Genomic DNA, 14,274 nt, shown 5'->3' on the forward strand with positions numbered 1-14,274 from the left:
ATGGCTACTTCAACGAACACCCAGACCGCGATCTGGCCGTGCCTCGCCTTCGACGACGCGCGCGCCATGATCGAATTCCTCACCAACGCTTTCGGTTTCGAACAGGTCGCGCTGTACGCCCGCGAGGACGACGCGTCGGTCGTCGAGCACGGCGAACTGCGCTGGCCCGGGGGCGGCGGCATCATGTTCGGCTCCACCGGCCGCGACGACAGCCCCTTCGGCACCCGCCCGGCCGGGGCCGCCTCGCTGTACCTGGTCACCGACGAACCCGACGCCCTGCACGACCGCGCCAAGGCCGCGGGCGCGACCGTGATCCGCGGGCTGCGCGACGAGGACTACGGCTCGCGCGGGTTCAGCGTCGCCGACCCCGAGGGCAACCTGTGGAGCTTCGGCACGTACCGCGGCGAGTGAGTTCCTGAACAAAATTTCATCTTGCGCACGATGGGGCCTGAATCTCTCCGGCGCTGATCGGGCATCGGCTACGTTGTTCGATGTTTCACCCGAGGCTCTGCGCCTTATACCAGGAGAGTTGAGTCATGGCGACCATCGAATATCTGCGGACCGATCCGGATTTGCCTCCGGTCGGTGTCGTCGATCGCACCCCGATCACGCCCGCGAAGAAGGCCGTGTTCGCGGGGATCGCCGTGCTCGGCGCCATCGCCTGGGCGATCCTCGCGTTCGTCCGCGGCGAGTCGGTCAACGCGGTGTGGATCGTCATCGCGGCGGTCTGTACCTACATCATCGCGTACCGCTTCTACGCGCGGTTCATCGAATGGAAGATCACCAAGCCGCGCGACGACGTCGCCACCCCGGCTGAGATCTACGACAACGGCAAAGACTTCATGCCGATGGATCGCCGGGTGCTCTACGGCCACCACTTCGCCGCGATCGCCGGCGCCGGGCCGCTGGTCGGCCCGGTGCTGGCCGCGCAGATGGGTTATCTGCCGGGCACCATCTGGATCGTGGTCGGCGTGGTGCTCGCCGGCGCGGTGCAGGACTACCTGGTGCTGTGGGCCTCGACCCGCCGTCGCGGCCGCAGCCTCGGGCAGATGGCGCGCGACGAGCTCGGCGCCGTCGGCGGTGTGGCCGCGATCGTCGCGATCCTGGCCATCATGACCATCTTGCTCGCGGTGCTCGCGCTGGTCGTGGTCAACGCGCTCGGCGAGAGCCCGTGGGGCGTGTTCTCCATCGCGATGACCATTCCGATCGCCCTGTTCATGGGTGTCTACCTGCGGTTCCTGCGGCCCGGCAAGGTCGGCGAGGTCTCCGCGATCGGCATCGTGCTGCTGCTGGCCGCGATCATCGGCGGCGGCTGGGTCTCGGAGACCGAGTGGGGCGCCGACTGGTTCACCCTCTCGCGCACCACCATCGCCTGGTGCCTGATCGCCTACGGCTTCTTCGCCTCGGTGCTGCCGGTGTGGCTGCTGCTCGCCCCGCGCGACTACCTGTCCACGTTCATGAAGGTCGGCACCATCGTGCTGCTGGCCGCGGGCATCCTGATCACCATGCCGGTGCTGAAGGCGCCCGCGATCTCCGAATTCGCCTCCAGCGGTACGGGTCCGGCCTTCGCGGGCAGCCTGTTCCCGTTCCTGTTCATCACCATCGCCTGCGGCGCGCTGTCCGGTTTCCACGCGCTGGTGTCGTCGGGGACCACGCCGAAGCTGCTGGCCAAGGAATCCAACGCCAAGATGATCGGCTACGGCGGCATGCTGATGGAGTCGTTCGTCGCGGTGATGGCGATCATCACAGCCTCGATCATCGATCAGCACCTGTACTTCGGCATGAACGCTTCGGCCGGCCTCACCGGCGGCACCGCCGAGGGCGCGGCCAAGTTCACCAACTCGCTCGGCCTGTCCGGCCCGCCCGCGACGCCGGAGCTGTTCGCCGACGCGGCCTCCGACGTGGGCGAGAACTCGATCGTCTCGCGCACCGGTGGCGCGCCGACGCTGGCGGTCGGCATCTCCGAGGTGTTCCACCAGTTCCTCGGCGGCGAGTCGATGAAGGCGTTCTGGTACCACTTCGCGATCATGTTCGAGGCGCTGTTCATCCTCACCACCATCGACGCGGGCACCCGTGTCGCGCGGTTCCTGGTCTCGGACGCGCTGGGCAACTTCGGCGGCGGCTTCAAGAAGTTCCGTGATCCGTCCTGGCGGGTGGGCGCGTGGCTGTGCTCGGTGCTGGTCGTCGCGGGCTGGGGCAGCGTGCTGCTGATGGGCGTCAACGATCCGTTCGGCGGCATCAACGCGCTCTACCCGCTGTTCGGTATCGCCAACCAGCTGCTGGCCGCGATCGCGCTGACCATCGTGCTGACGATCATCGTCAAGCGCGGCCAGTGGAAGTGGGCCTGGATTCCGGGCATCCCGCTGGCCTGGGACCTGCTGGTCACCATGACCGCGTCGTGGCAGAAGATCTTCTCCGACGATCCCAAGCTCGGCTACTGGAAGCAGCACAGCCTGTGCCAGGCGGCCAAGGACGCCGGGAAGGGCTGTCTGACGGCCAAGACACCGGAACAGGTCGACATCGCGATCCGCAACACCTTCATCCAGGGCACGCTCTCGATCGTGTTCGCGGTACTGGTGCTGATCGTGGCCGTGGTCGGCGCGATCGTGTGCGCGAAGGCCATCCGCTCGGGCACGGTGACGAGCACCGAGACCGAGGAGCAGCCGTCGAAGATCTTCTCGCCCAGCGGTTTCCTCGCGACCTCGGCGGAGAAGGACGTGCAGAAGGAGTGGGACGTGCTCATCGCCGAGGGCAAGGTGAGCGCGCCCGGATCGGCGCACGTGTCGTGAGTGTGACGCGGGATGCGGACGGCCGGTTCGTCGGACCGGCCGTCCGCTCCCGTCCCGATTCGCCGCCCCGCGCACTGCTGACCCGGGTGTGGGGCGGTGTGCGCGGCGTCGCCCGGTGGTACAGCGCGATCAACGGCGGCCAGGACTATCAGCGCTACGTCGATCATCTGCGCCGCAACCATCCCGGCTGCCCGGTCCCGAGCGAGAAGCAGTACTGGCGCGACCGCTACGACGAAGCCGAACGCAACCCGACCACCCGCTGCTGCTGACGGTGTTCGACGCCCAGGTGGTCATGGCCGATTTCCGCTAGCGGCGCGTTCCGGAGACGGGCATCGTGGAACGCGTGACGATCACGGCGATGGACTTCGAGCGCTGCTACCGGGCGGTCTCGACCCGCGACGCCCGGTTCGACGGGCAGTTCTTCACGGCGGTGCGCACCACCGGCATCTACTGCCGTCCCTCCTGCCCGGCGATCACGCCCAAGCGGGTCAATGTGTCGTTCCTGCCGACCGCGGCGGCGGCACAGCAGGCCGGGTACCGGGCCTGCCGCCGGTGTCTGCCCGACGCCGCGCCCGGCTCGCCGCTGTGGAACGTCCGCGCCGACCTGGCCGCACGGGCCATGCGGTTGATCGGTGACGGGGTGATCGAGCGCGGTGGGGTGCCCGCGCTGGCCGCGACGCTCGGCTATTCGCCGCGGCAGCTCACGCGGGTGCTCACCACCGAACTCGGCGCCGGTCCGCTCGCGCTGGCCAGGGCCCATCGCGCGCACACCGCGCGGCTGCTCATCCAGACCACCGAGATGTCGATGTCGGATATCGCGTTCGCGGCCGGATTCACCAGCATTCGCCAGTTCAACGACACCGTGCGCGAGGTGTTCGCGGTGAGCCCGACCGCCATGCGCACCGAGACGCGGCGGTCCGCGCGCGCCGATGTCGTCGCGCCCGCGACACCCGGCGTGCTGACCCTGCGCCTGCCCTACCGCGAACCGATCGACACCGGGTGGCTGGCCTGGTTCCTGTCGTCGCATACGGTGCCCGGGCTGGAGCTGTGGGAGGACGGCGTGTACACGCGCGGTCTGCGAACTCCGCACGGGCACGCGACTGTTCGGCTGTCGTTCCAGCCGGGTCACGTGCGGGCCGAACTCGCGCTGCGGGACATGCGTGACCTGGCGCCGACGGTGGCGAGGGTGCGTCATCTGCTGGATCTGGACGCCGATCCGGTGGGGATCGATGAGGGGCTGGGGATTGATCCCGTCCCGGGATGGACACCGGGAATCAGGGTTCCCGGTTGCCTCGATGGACCGGAATTGTTGTTGCGCACCATGATCGGGCAGCAGATCTCGGTGCGCGCGGCGGCGACGCATACCGCGCGGCTGGTCGAGGCGCTCGGCGAGCGGGTCGACGGAGCGGTGCTGTTTCCGACGCCCGAGGCGGTGGCCGAGCACGGTGCCGAGGTGCTGACCGGGCCAGCCCGCCGCGTGGCGGCCATCGTGTCCGCGGCCAGGGCGGTCGCCGACGGCGAGGTGGTGATGCACGCCGGGCGCACTTCCGCCGACCTGCGCCGTGACCTGCTCGCGCTCGACGGCGTCGGCCCGTGGACGGCGGACTACGTCACCATGCGCTCGCTCGCCGATCCCGACATCCTGCTCGACACGGACCTGGTGGTGCGTCAGGGCGCGGCGCACGCCGGCCTCGATCTCGCGGATTCCGCGCGCTGGGCGCCGTGGCGTTCTTATCTCTCGATGCACCTGTGGAAGATCGCGCTCGTCCAGCGCGGCGTCCTCCCCGCCTGACCCTCTCCTCGGAAGCGAATCATCATGACCTCCACTACGACTCGACTCGCCGACGTGGCGACCGTCGATACGCCGATCGGCCCGTTCACGGCGATCGTCGACGGCGACGGCGCGGTCCTGGCCTCGGGCTGGACCGCCGAGCCCGGCGAATTGACCAGCGTCGTCCACCCCTCGCTGCGGCCGGGCGAGCTGCGTGAGCGTGCCTCGCTCGGCGCCGTCACGCGCGCGATCCTCGACTATCACGCCGGCGACCTGACCGCCATCGATACGATTCCGGTCCGTCAGCACTCGGGCGAGTTCCTGCTCCACGCATGGGACGTGCTGCGCAAGGTGCCCGCGGGCGAACCGGTGACCTACACCGAGTTCGCCGGCCTGTCCGGCCGGCCCGCGGCGACCAGGGCGGCCGCCAATGCCTGTGCGCGCAATGCGGCGGCGTTGTTCGTGCCGTGCCACCGAGTGTTTCGTATCGGCGGCGCGCTCGGCGGATTCCGCTGGGGTCTGCCGGTGAAGCGGTGGTTGCTCGACCACGAGGGGTAGGCATCCCGCCGGCGGCGGGATTCTCGACAGGTGCCGTGCTCTCTCCGACATCGCCGGGACGAAGGTGAACGGCGAGCCCGCGATAGCCGAGCGCGGTCGTAGCAGACCAGTAATCGACAGCTGGCTCTTTCGCTCGGGTCCAGTTGTGCGGATGCTGAGACGCATGCTCACTCGTCGCCTGGTCGCGCTCTACGTCGGTCTCTGGTTGTACGGGACGTCGATGGCGGTGATGATCCGGGCCGGGCTCGGGCTCGATCCGTGGGACGTCTTCCATCAGGGCGTCGCCGCGCACGTGCCGTTGAGTTTCGGCGCGGTGACGGCGCTGACCGGCGTCGCGGTCCTGCTCGCGTGGATCCCGCTGCGCCAGCGGCCCGGGCTCGGCACGATCAGCAACGTCGTCGTGATCGCCATCGCGGTGGACGTGGGATTGTGGCTGATCCCGACCGCGGAGGCGCTGTGGGTGCGGGTGCTGGCGATGATCGTGGCGGTGGTCGTCAACGCCGCGGCCACCGTGCTGTACATCGGCGCAGGCATGGGTCCAGGCCCCCGCGATGGCCTGATGACTGGACTGGTCGCCCGCACCGGTTGGCCGGTCTGGTCCGTACGCACCGGCATCGAGGCCACCGTGCTCATCACCGGTTGGCTGCTCGGCGGCAGCGTGGGCATCGGCACCCTGGTCTACGCCTTCGGCATCGGACCGCTGATCCAGCTGATGATCCCGTACCTCGACGGGTGGTTGCCCGGGTTCGAACAGCCCGCCGACCGCACGACCAGCACCGACCAGGTGCCGGAGCCGACGACCTGAGCCGCGCCCGCCCAGCGCGGATCGCGGTCGCCCTACCGCACGCCCCGCCGGATTCAATGGGCCAGTCCGGCCATACGCCTACCCAGGCTCGACAGGCGCAGCGTCGTACGCCTCGCCCGATTCAGGGTCGCACTGCCAGCCCTGCCAGGGCCGGGGCCAGCTAGGGTCGGCTGGCACCACCGTTCAGAGGAGGGGCCGATGCGGACGCACGGATGGGCGGGCACCACGCCGGGCAATGATGACGAAGCGCGTGAGCGGATTCTGGCTGCCGCCCGTGCGGCCGTCCAGCGTTCCGGTGGGGAGTTCACCATGGCCGAGATCGCGCGGGAGCTCGGCGTCACCCGGCAGACGGTCTACCGCTACTTCGCCAATGCCGATGCGCTGCTGGCCGCCACCGCGCTGGCCGAAGCCGAGCGATTTCTCGATGTGCTCGCCGCGCATCTCGATCAGATCCGTGATCCGGCCGACGCGGTCGTCGAAGGCATCGCCTACACCCTCGAATGTCTGCCCGAGGATCGCTATCTCGGCTTGCTGCTGACGCCTGGCCGTGTGGGCGCGCTCTCCGCGGGAGTCACCTCCGACACCGCGCGTGCCTTCGGCCGGTCCTTCCTCGAGCGTTTCGCCGTCGACTGGGACGGCGCCGGTATCGACAGCGCTCGCCTCGACGAGCTGGTCGAGCACATGCTGCGCGTCGTCCAGTCGTTCGTTCTCGATCCGGGGCGGCCACCTCGGCGCGGCGCGGAACTTCGCGCGTACCTCACCACCTGGGTCGCGCCCGCCCTGAACGCCTTTCAGGCGCCTGAGTAGCCGGGGCCTGTCATGCGACGGTGGCTTTCAGGTGAGAACCCGAGCGGCCGCGGACGACGTGCAGGCGGCTCGGAATCCGCTGGCGCATCTCGTCCACGTGACTGACTACCCCGACCACACGACCGCCCGCGCGGAGCTCGTCGAGGACTCCCATCACCGCGTCGAGCGTGTCGGCGTCGAGACTGCCGAAGCCCTCGTCGATGAACAGCGTGTCCAGGACCAGGCCGCCGCTCTCGGCCGCCACGACATCGGCCAGGCCGAGCGCCAGCGCCAGCGAGGCCATGAAGGTCTCGCCGCCGGAGAGGGTCTTGGCCGAACGGACCGCGCCGGTGTAGTCGTCGCGGACGTCGAGGCCGAGGCCGCCGCGCCGGCCGCGCGGACCCGCCTTGTCGGAATGGACGAATTCGTAACGGCCACCGGACATCCGGCGCAACCGCAGGGAACCCGCGACCGCTACCTCCTCGAGCCGGGCCGCGAGTACGTAGGACCGCAACGACATCCGGCGATTGTTCTCGCCGCGCCCGGCGACCACCTCGGCCAGCGTGGCCAGCTCGTCGAAGTCGCGCTGCTTGGGCGCGATCCGCTCGACCTCCGCCCACAACTGGGTGCCGAGCTGTTCGAGCTGGGCCACCCGCTCCGTCGCCGCCGACTGCGCGGACACCGCCTCGGTGAGGGCCCGCTGGGCCTGCGCGAACCGCTGCTCCATCGCGTCGAGATCGCCGGGCGTCTGCTCGGCGACCGCGCGGATACCCGGTTCCGCCAGCACCGCCTCGGCATGAGCACGCGCCCGATCCGCGGCGGTGAGCTCGGCCTCGAGCGCCGCCTGCTGTTGCGCGGTGCGGGCCAGCGCGGTGACCACCTTCGCGTACGCGGTGAGCAACGCGATGTCGTCGCGCGGCGTGGCGGGTTCGACCTCGGGTTCCGGTTCGTCGTCGAACGATTCCTCGTCGAAAAGATCGAAGAGAGTAGGCATCTCGGGCTCAACGCGAACAGCGCGCCCACCTCGCCCGGACCGAGCCTTCGGCGTGTCGCCGTCTCCAGCGGCACCGTCCTCCGCGGCAGCCGAACCCTGGTCGGTTCGTGTGCCGGACTCGGTGTCAGCAGCGGACGCCCTTGGCGCGCCGCTGTTCTCCCCGGTCGGCGCTCCTGTGGAAGTGATCGCCGCGGACCCACCGGCCGTGCCTCCTTGCCCGGCAGCCACGTCACCGGAACGCCTGCCCGCCGGAGCGGCGTCGGCTGTGGACGCGGCGGTCGCTTCATCGTCCGCGGGGGCAGCCTCGCCGGCACCTGCCTCCGCACCGGCGTGGGCCGTGGGTGCGGCAGTCGCGGCGGGGTCCTGCGCGCCGCTCGCGCGGGGCGCCTTGTCGGCCGCGGGTCCGGGCGTGGCGGCAGGGTCCTGCGCACCGTTCGCGCGGGCTGCCTCGCCAGCACCTACCTCCGCAGCGGTAGCGTCGACCGTGGGCGCGGCAGCCGCAACGGGGTCATGCGCGCCGCTCGCGGGGGCAGCCTCACCTGCACGTGCGTCCACAGCGGCCGCGTCGACAGTGGGTGCGGTAGTCACAGCGGGGTCATGTGCGCCGTTCGCGGGGGAGGTGGCGGCTGGGCTTCCCGCTGGTTCGTAGCCTTCCGGCACGAAACCTGCTGCGCGGGCCAGGTTTTCCACGCGGGTGGCGATCTGGCGGACGGACTCGCGGGCGGCGGATTCGTCGGTGCGGGCGGTGCGCAGGGCGGTGGCGGCGGCGATGAGGGATTCGAGGCGGGCGGTCCGGGCTTCGACGGTGTGGTCGGCGCCCGCGGCGGTGCGTAGACGGAGGGTGAGTTCGTCGAGGCGGGCGCGGGTCGTGGCGATGTTCGCGGTGACGGTGCCCAGGCGGGCGTCGAGGTCGCGGGACCGCTCGTGCAGCGCGGTTTCCTCGGCGCGCAGGGTGTCGAGGCCGGTCGTCAGCGCCGGGACGCGGTCGGCGGTGTCGGCGGCGTCGTCGAAGCGGTGGGTGGCGGTGCGGACGGCCTCGGCCAAGACCACCGGGTCGGCGTCGCCACCCCGTGCGGTGAGCGCCTCGATCTCGCGTTCGAGTGTGCCGATCCGCTCGGCGATCCGGTCGCGCGCGGCCTCGGCGGCCCGTTCGTCGGCGGTGGCCGCGTCTTCGGCGTCCTTCGACACGGCGTCGTCGGTCGGCCGCGCAGGCTCGGGATGGTCGGCGGACCCGCACACCGCGCACGGCGCGCCCTCGGCGAGCGCGCCCGCGAGTTCGGCGGCCATCCCGGCCAGGCGCCGCTTCCGCAGGTCGAGGACTCGTTCGCGCGCGTCGAGATGGGTCGCGCGCGCGGCATCGAACTCGGCCCGCGCGCGATCCAGAGCCGGTCGCTGTCTGGCCAATTCGACCGCGGCCGCCGCCGACTCCTGCCACTTGCCCAACTCGGTCCGCAGCCCTGGCAGGGCGGCGGCGGCATCCGTGGCCTCCCGCAGCTGCTCCTCCGCCGCGGCGATCGCCGCGGGCAGCTCGGCCCGCCGTCGCGCCAGCGTGCTCGCTTGCTCGCCGAGCCGGGTCGCCTCCGATTCGTGCGCCGCGAGGTCGGCGCCGAGCTGCACGACGAGATCGACCTCGGCTTGCACGTCACCGAGCACACCGAGCTGCGCATTCCACTGGCTCATCGCCGCATCGAGGTCACCCTCGACATCGCGGACCGCGCGATTTGCCACGGGCGTTCCCTGTGCCACAAGGGATCCACCCGCGGAAGCGGCAACCACGCCCTGCGATCGAACCGCGCTCGCGGCCGAAGCCCCCGGACTGCGGATGTCCTTCGACGGCGTCGTCTCACCCACAGACCGTGGCCTGGCCACAAGCGGGCCGTCCGCAAGCCGCGAGCCGTCCACTGACCGCGGGTCACTCAGCGACGGCGAGCCGCCCGCGAGCTCGGTGCCGCCCACACCTGCCGTGCGCTCAGGGCTCGGCGATCGCCCGGCCTCGGCCGCATCGAGCTCGAACAGCTCGTCCTCGTAGACGATGCGCAGCAGGCCGACGCCCGCGATGTCCGCCGCCTCGTCGGCGCTGAGCCGTACCGCCAGGTCACCGGCGACGGCGCGGGTGGCGGTCTCGGCGCGGCGCAAATGGCGCACGGCCGACCGCGCCTCGTCGATCGCCTGGGCAACCGGCTCCGCGCGGCGCGCCTGCTCGAGCTCGTTCGCCAGTTCGGCGCGCCGGGCCGCGCCTGCGGTGTGGGCGGCGAGTTCCGCGCGGGCGGCTGTCATCCTGGCGTGCAGTTCGGTGACGCGCCGCTGCTCCTCCGCCTCGGTGCGCGCCTCGGCCGATTCCTTGTGGCGCAGTTCGACGTTCGTGTTCGCCTCAGCCAGTTCGGTGCGCGCCTTCGCCAGCAACTCCTGCGACCAGGTCACCGCGTCGGCCACGCCGATCGACTCGGCGCCGCCGTACCCCGCGGCCATGCCGACCTTGGTGATCAACCGATCGATGCCCTGTTTGCGGGTGTCCAGATCGGCGGCCGCGGCGCGGCGGCGATCGGCGAGCCACTGCTCGGCGGTGCCGAAACGCTGGGTGTCGAAGAGCTTTTCGAGCAGCTTCTCGCGCTCTTCGTTCTCCGCGCAGAGGAACCTGGCGAAATCGCCCTGCGGCAGCAGCACCACCTGGAAGAACTGCTCGGCGCTCATCCCGAGCAGCCGCAACACCTCGTCCCCCACGTCGGTGATCCGGGACAGGCTCTCCCCGGACCCGTCGAGCCATTCGAGCGTGGCCTTGGCCTGGACCTCGCGGGTCTTGCCGCTGTCGCGCAAGCTGGGCCGTTCGAAGGCCGGGCTGCGGGTGAGCCGCAGGTGCCGACCACCCAGCGTCGCCTCCAGGGTGACCAGTGGCGGGGTCTGCGGGTCGGCGTGGTCGGAATGCAGCCGCTTCGTCTCACCCCGCGCTCCGGGAACGCGGCCGTAGAGCGCGAACGCGATCGCGTCGAGCACGGTGGTCTTGCCCGCGCCGGTGTGCCCGTGCAGCAGGAACAGCCCGTCGGTGCCGAGCGCGTCGAAATCGACGACGGTAGCCTCGGCGAACGGGCCGAACGCGACCATCTCCAGTCGGTGCAGCCTCATGCCGCACCGCCGTCGATCTGTTCCCGCCCGGTCGCACCGCGCGGGGCGCTCACGCGATCGCTTCTGTCAGGTCGGTGTCGGACGCCGGGGACACACGGGCCGCGTCGGATTCGCGGACCGCGGCGGCGAGCGCCCGCTCCACCCATGCCATCTCCCCCTCGGTCGGTGTGCCACGCACGTCGGTCAGGAAGCTCGCCGCCACCTCCACATCGCGGCGGCCGTGCACCCGCTCGCGATAGCGCAGCTCCGGATTGCCTTCCGGGCGCGCCCATTCCACGTGGACCGCGTGCGGGAACCGCTCGCGCAGCTTACGCATCGGGTCCACCGGGCGCGCGCTGTCGGTGAGGGTGGCAGAGACGTAATGCTGTTCGGCCTCGGCGAATCCGGCGTCGGTGAGCAGCTCGTCGAGGGTGCCGGTGAGCCTGCTCAGCCCGCGCACCAGCGGCAGCTCGTGTCTGCGTACCTCGCCGAGCCCGTCGGCGTCGAGGTCGAGGATCCAGACCGCCTTGCGGTGGGAGTTCTCGGCGAACGAGTACGGCAGCGGAGAACCGCTGTAGCGCACCGACTCCGACAGCGTCTGCGGTGAGTGCAGGTGGCCTAGGGCCACGTAGTCGATGCCGTCGAACGACGACATCGGCACCGTCTCCACCCCGCCCACCGAGATCGACCGCTCCGAGCCGGTCGCCTCCCCGCCGACGACGAACGCGTGCGCCAGCACCACCGAGCGCGTGCCCGGCCTGCCCGCGAGATCGGCGCGGATACGGCTCATCGCGGCGTCGAGGATCTCCGCGTGTGAACGGGCCTGCGGCACCCCGAGTTCCACACGGGTGATCTCCGGCTCCAGGTACGGGATGCCGTAGAAGGCCACGGCGCCGTGGGCGTCGGGCAGCAGGACCGGCCGGTCGGCGTCGGCCACCCTGGTGCACAGATGCAGCCCGCCCGCCGCGGCGAAGCTGGCGCCGGCGCCGAGCCGGGCGGGGGAATCGTGATTGCCGGAGGTGGCGACGATCCGCGCACCCGCGGCCCTGATCGCCTCGAAACCGCTGTTGCAGACGGCGATGGCGTCGGCGTTCGGGATGGACCGGTCGTAGACATCGCCGGGAACGACCACCACATCGACGGATTCGGCCGCGACCAGTTCCGCGATCGCGGCCAGCACCCGTGCCTGATCGGCAAGGAGGTCGACACCGTGGAAGGTGCGCCCGATGTGCCAGTCGGAGGTGTGCAGGATCCGCATGCCGCGAAACTTAGGCCACACCACCGACAGAATTCAATCGACGCACTACGCGGGTGTCGTTCACCACGCCCAGGTTGCCCGGCGATTGCGAGTTTGTCGGTGCCCTGGGGCACTATCGCCGCTATGACCGCCTCGATGCTCGTCGCGCTCGTCCTGGTATTCGCCGCCGGATTCGGTCTCGGCTGGTTGGGGCATTCCGCCCGCGGCGGGCAACGCGCCGCCGTGGCGGAGGCCCGGCTCGCCGCGGCGAGTGACAATCAGCGGTTGCTGCAGCGCTCGCTGCAGGCCGCGAACGAGGACGCGGCGCGCAGGCATTCGGCCGCGGTCGGCGCGCTGGTCGATCCGTTGCGCGACGCGGTCGGCGCGCTGGAACAGCACATCCGCCAGGTCGAGCACCACCGGATCGACGCCTACTCCAGTCTGCGCGAGCAGGTCGCGGGCATGCAGCGCACCTCCCATCAGCTCTCCGACCAGACCGGGCAGCTGGTCGCGGCACTGCGCGCGCCGCAGGTCCGCGGGCGCTGGGGCGAGATCCAGCTGGAGCGGGTCGTCGAACTGGCCGGCATGACGAGGCACTGCGATTTCGACACCCAGGTGCACCGCTCCGGCGGCGACGAGCGCGGCGTGCGGCCCGACCTCGTGGTCCGGCTGGCCGGCGGACGGCACATCGTGGTCGACGCGAAGGTCCCGTTCACCGCCTATCTCGACGCCGCGACCACCGACGATCCCACCGCGCGCGACCGGCTGCTGGCCCGGCACGCCAAGCACCTGCGCGCCCACGTCGACCAGCTGGCCGACAAGGCCTATTGGACGGCCTTCGACCCGGCGCCGGAATTCGTCGTCCTGTTCGTGCCCGGCGACCCGTTCCTCGACGCCGCTCTCACCACCGACGCGGGTCTGCTCGAGTACGCGTTCGGCCGGAACGTGATCCTCGCGACTCCCACCACCCTGATCGCCCTGTTACGCACTGTCGCGTTCAGCTGGCGCCAGGAAGCGCTGTCCCGCGACATGGCAACGGTGCAGCAATTGGGCAAGGAGCTCTACACCCGGGTCGGCACGGTGGCCGAGCATCTGGACAATCTCGGCGTGAATCTCGGTAAGGCCGTTGCCGCTTTCAACGCGACGGTCGGTTCGGTGGAGTCGCGGGTGCTGGTCACGGCACGCCGGATGCACGATCTCGGGATCGCCGATCAGGAGCTTCCGGCAATCCGGCTGACCGAGACCAGACCGCGCGTCGTCGCGTTCGCCGACGCCGAGGATCGACTTTGAGATCCCGTGCCGTAACACCTGCGGGAGCGATGTGCGGTTAGTGTCATAGGGTGGCTGCTTCCCAACGTGCGCGACCCCGGGTGCCCGCGCCGCAACGTTCGATCGTGCCCTCGGTGCCCGGCATCCCCGCCTGGGCCGCGATTGCGCTCGCCGCCGGCATGACGCTGCTGGGGTTCCTGATCGACGCGCTCGGTGGTGAGACCTACCCGACCGGCACCTTCTCGGCGCTGTACGTGCTGGGCTGTGTGCTCGCCGTCTGCGCGGTGCGCTTCCGCGGCCTGTTCTCGGCCATGGTGCTGCCGCCGCTGCTGCTGTTCGTCGCGGTGCCGGTGGCCTGCCAGATGCTGGGTGGCCGCGCGACCACCTCCATCAAAGACGTGCTGATGAACCTGGTCATCCCGCTGGTGGAGCGCTTCCCCACGATGATGCTGGCCACCGTGCTCGTGCTCGCGATCGGCGGCGCCAGGATCGCGATCGCCAAGCGGGCCCCCGCCACCGCCACGGCCGAGCGCCGCGGTGAGCGCAGGACCGAACGCAAGCCGACCCGTCGGCGCCGCACCGCCGCCGATCTCGCCGACACCGGTCGCGGGCGTGGTCGCCGCGGCGCCGCCGTCCTGGACGACCTGGACACCGCCGTGGACATGGCCAGCCCGGCCCGCCGCCCGCAGCGCCAGGCCAAGCGCGCGCCCGCGGCCGATCCCAAGCGCGCCCCGGCCGCCGATTCCAAGCGCGCCGCCGCCGCCGAGCCGCGGCGGGCACCAGCCGCCGCCCGCGCCCCACGGGGCGGCAGGGCGGCAGCCCCGCGCGAGCCGGAGCCGGTGCGCACGCCACGCCGTCGTCCGGACGCGCCGCCGCACCCGCAGCCCACCGTGCGCTACCGCGACCGCGCCGACACCGGCCGCACCGAGCGCCGCAGGCCCGACACCGTGTGAAGACGAGAGAATC

The 14,274-nt window shown here is 71.1% G+C and carries 11 protein-coding genes; 9 read left to right on the forward strand and 2 right to left on the reverse strand.

Annotated elements, in window-relative coordinates:
• The 7 genes from DFR69_RS07405 to DFR69_RS07435 all read left to right on the forward strand — a co-directional run bounded on the left by DFR69_RS07405 (position 1) and on the right by DFR69_RS07435 (position 6,730).
• Positions 1–411 carry a VOC family protein gene (locus DFR69_RS07405; RefSeq protein ID WP_110036652.1) on the forward strand — a complete coding sequence of 137 codons (411 nt, stop codon included), beginning with the start codon at positions 1–3 and terminating at the stop codon, positions 409–411.
• A gap of 125 nt (positions 412–536) precedes the next feature.
• Positions 537–2,789 (forward strand): carbon starvation CstA family protein, encoded by a 2,253-nt coding sequence (locus DFR69_RS07410; protein WP_110036653.1) that lies wholly within the window; start codon positions 537–539, stop codon positions 2,787–2,789.
• A 98-nt stretch (positions 2,790–2,887) separates the two neighbouring features.
• Positions 2,888–3,058, forward strand: a complete 171-nt coding sequence (locus tag DFR69_RS07415; RefSeq protein WP_110036894.1) for a YbdD/YjiX family protein — start codon at positions 2,888–2,890, stop codon at positions 3,056–3,058.
• Positions 3,059–3,147: 89 nt separating this feature from the next.
• On the forward strand, positions 3,148–4,581 hold the full coding sequence (locus DFR69_RS07420; protein ID WP_110036895.1) for an AlkA N-terminal domain-containing protein: 1,434 nt from the start codon (positions 3,148–3,150) through the stop codon (positions 4,579–4,581).
• A 24-nt stretch (positions 4,582–4,605) separates the two neighbouring features.
• Complete coding sequence (locus DFR69_RS07425) at positions 4,606–5,118, forward strand: methylated-DNA--[protein]-cysteine S-methyltransferase (protein WP_110036654.1); 513 nt, start codon at positions 4,606–4,608, stop codon at positions 5,116–5,118.
• 163 nt (positions 5,119–5,281) lie between these two features.
• Entirely contained in the window at positions 5,282–5,923 is a 642-nt protein-coding gene (yczE, locus tag DFR69_RS34775; protein ID WP_110036896.1) for a membrane protein YczE, read from the forward strand.
• Between the two features lie 198 nt (positions 5,924–6,121).
• Complete coding sequence (locus DFR69_RS07435; RefSeq protein WP_110036655.1) at positions 6,122–6,730, forward strand: TetR/AcrR family transcriptional regulator; 609 nt, start codon at positions 6,122–6,124, stop codon at positions 6,728–6,730.
• Positions 6,731–6,740: 10 nt separating this feature from the next.
• On the opposite strand, the gene DFR69_RS07440 is transcribed toward DFR69_RS07435, so the two are convergent.
• Positions 6,741–10,823, reverse strand: coding sequence for an AAA family ATPase (locus tag DFR69_RS07440; protein ID WP_110036656.1), 4,083 nt, complete (start codon positions 10,821–10,823; stop codon positions 6,741–6,743).
• A 49-nt stretch (positions 10,824–10,872) separates the two neighbouring features.
• A complete protein-coding gene (locus tag DFR69_RS07445; protein ID WP_110036657.1) occupies positions 10,873–12,060 on the reverse strand; it encodes an exonuclease SbcCD subunit D in 1,188 nt (395 codons plus the stop codon).
• A 123-nt stretch (positions 12,061–12,183) separates the two neighbouring features.
• On the opposite strand from DFR69_RS07445, the gene DFR69_RS07450 reads away from it, so the two are divergent.
• Both DFR69_RS07450 and DFR69_RS07455 read left to right on the forward strand, forming a co-directional pair.
• Positions 12,184–13,329 carry a DNA recombination protein RmuC gene (locus tag DFR69_RS07450; RefSeq protein WP_110036658.1) on the forward strand — a complete coding sequence of 382 codons (1,146 nt, stop codon included), beginning with the start codon at positions 12,184–12,186 and terminating at the stop codon, positions 13,327–13,329.
• 50 nt (positions 13,330–13,379) lie between these two features.
• Positions 13,380–14,261, forward strand: a complete 882-nt coding sequence (locus DFR69_RS07455; protein ID WP_208643922.1) for a DUF6542 domain-containing protein — start codon at positions 13,380–13,382, stop codon at positions 14,259–14,261.
• The last annotated feature ends 13 nt before the right edge of the window (positions 14,262–14,274 follow it).

The sequence above is a fragment of the Nocardia neocaledoniensis genome (genome assembly GCF_003182135.1).
Lineage (GTDB): Bacteria > Actinomycetota > Actinomycetes > Mycobacteriales > Mycobacteriaceae > Nocardia > Nocardia neocaledoniensis.

Bases quoted from the DNA above. Each gene is read 5' to 3' on its own strand.
- DFR69_RS07405 (WP_110036652.1), top strand. From the start codon at position 1: ATGGCTACTTCAACGAACACCCAGACCGCGATCTGGCCGTGCCTCGCC.
- DFR69_RS07410 (WP_110036653.1), top strand. From the start codon at position 537: ATGGCGACCATCGAATATCTGCGGACCGATCCGGATTTGCCTCCGGTC.
- DFR69_RS07420 (WP_110036895.1), top strand. From the start codon at position 3,148: ATGGACTTCGAGCGCTGCTACCGGGCGGTCTCGACCCGCGACGCCCGG.
- DFR69_RS07425 (WP_110036654.1), top strand. From the start codon at position 4,606: ATGACCTCCACTACGACTCGACTCGCCGACGTGGCGACCGTCGATACG.
- yczE (WP_110036896.1), top strand. From the start codon at position 5,282: ATGCTCACTCGTCGCCTGGTCGCGCTCTACGTCGGTCTCTGGTTGTAC.
- DFR69_RS07435 (WP_110036655.1), top strand. From the start codon at position 6,122: ATGCGGACGCACGGATGGGCGGGCACCACGCCGGGCAATGATGACGAA.
- DFR69_RS07440 (WP_110036656.1), bottom strand. From the start codon at position 10,823: ATGAGGCTGCACCGACTGGAGATGGTCGCGTTCGGCCCGTTCGCCGAG.
- DFR69_RS07445 (WP_110036657.1), bottom strand. From the start codon at position 12,060: ATGCGGATCCTGCACACCTCCGACTGGCACATCGGGCGCACCTTCCAC.
- DFR69_RS07450 (WP_110036658.1), top strand. From the start codon at position 12,184: ATGACCGCCTCGATGCTCGTCGCGCTCGTCCTGGTATTCGCCGCCGGA.